This is a genomic window from Methylobacterium sp. WL116, from assembly GCF_008039455.1.
Classification (GTDB): Bacteria; Pseudomonadota; Alphaproteobacteria; order Rhizobiales; family Beijerinckiaceae; genus Methylobacterium.
In genome coordinates, this window is record NZ_VRUV01000760.1 from 1 (window position 1) to 1,649 (window position 1,649).

1 protein-coding gene is annotated in these 1,649 nt (G+C 71.9%); it reads right to left on the minus strand.

What is annotated here, in order from left to right; translation table 11 throughout:
• Window positions 1-36 precede the first annotated feature (36 nt).
• Window positions 37-1,344, minus strand: a complete 1,308-nt coding sequence (locus FV223_RS27065; RefSeq protein WP_147729794.1) for an MFS transporter — start codon at window positions 1,342-1,344, stop codon at window positions 37-39.
• Window positions 1,345-1,649: the final 305 nt, after the last annotated feature.

The following is a 1,649-nucleotide window of genomic DNA, read 5'->3' on the forward strand; positions in this document are numbered from 1 at the left end:
CTCCCCCGCAGAGGGGGGAGGGACAAACCCGTCCCCCTACCCGTCGGCGTGCAGCACCTTCCCCCGCGTCTCCGGCAGGGCGAAGGCGGCGAGAAAGAACACGCCGTAGGCGCCCGCGGCGAAGACCGCGATCGCCGAGGCGAGGCCGATCGATTTCGAGAGCTCGCCCACCAGGAACGGGAACAGCGCGCCGAGGCCCCGCCCGAAATTGTAGCAGAAGCCCTGGCCCGAGCCGCGCAGCCGCGTCGGGTAGAGCTCGGTGAGGAAGGCGCCCATCCCCGAGAAGTAGCCCGAGGCGAAGAAGCCGAGCGGGAAGCCCAGCACCCACAGCACCGCGTTCGAGAGCGGCAGCTGGGTGTAGGCGACGATGACCAGGATCGCGCCGATCGAGAAGATCAGGAACAGCGGGCGCCGCCCGAGCCGGTCGGCGAGCCAGGCGCCGACGAGGTAGCCGGCAAACGAGCCCACGATCAGCGCCGAGAGGTAGCCGGTGGAGGAGACGATCGACAGGCCGCGCTCGGTGGTGAGGTAGCGCGGCAGCCAGGTGGTGATGGCGTAGTAGCCGCCCTGGCAGCCGGCGGCGGCGAGCGAGGCCAGGATCGTGGTGCGCAGCAGCGGGCCGGCGAAGATCTCCCAGAGCTTGGGCTCCTCGCCGGCCGCGCGCGCCCTGGCGCGGGTCTCGGCGGCGACCTTCGGCTCCGCGACGTAGCGGCGGAGGTAGAACACCAGCAGCGCCGGCAGCGCGCCGATCGCGAACATCCAGCGCCACGCGCTCTCGGGCGGGAGATAGGAGAACAGCACCGCCTGCGACAGCACCGCCATCCCCCAGCCGATCGCCCAGCCGGACTGCACCGAGCCGACGGCCCGGCCGCGATACTGCGCCCGGATGGTCTCGCCCATCAGCACCGCGCCGGCCGCCCACTCGCCGCCGAAGCCGAGGCCGAGCAGCGCGCGGGCGACGAGCAGCTGCTCGAAGTTCTGCACGAAGGCGCAGACCAGCGAGAAGACCGAGAACCAGAGGATGGTGATCTGCAGCGTCAGCACGCGGCCGATGCGGTCGGCGACGAAGCCGGCGAGCCACCCGCCGAGCGCGGAGGCCAGCAGCGTGACGGTGGCGGCGAGGCCGGCCGTGCCCGGATCGACCCTCCACAGGCTGATGATCGTGCCGATCACCAACGGGTAGATCATGAAGTCCATGCCGTCGAGCGCCCAGCCGGCGGCGCAGGCCCAGAAGGTGCGCCGCTCGGGCGTGGTCATGATCCGGTAGAACGCCCCGAGGCTGGCATCCTCGATCGGCACGAGGTCGAGGGGGTTTGGGGCTCCGGGTCCCGACGCCACAGCCATGATCCGGTCCCCTTTCGCCGACCCGGCGATCCTGGCGCGGATCGGAGCGGCAGGACAAGGGCGCTGGCGGCACGGGAGGGGGGAAGGACGAAGGATTGTCGCGGTGCGCCGCACGGAGCCGGTCATCCCACCCACCCCCTCATCCTGAGGTGCCCCTTGCCTCGGCAAGGGGCCTCGAAGGAGCCCTCCCGCCGTCGGTGCGATCCCTGGAGCCCTCCTTCGAGGCCGCTCACGCGGCGCCTCAGGATGAGGGGGTCGGGTGGGACGAGGCGGCGCGTGAGCGGCCTCGAAGGAGGGCTCCAGGG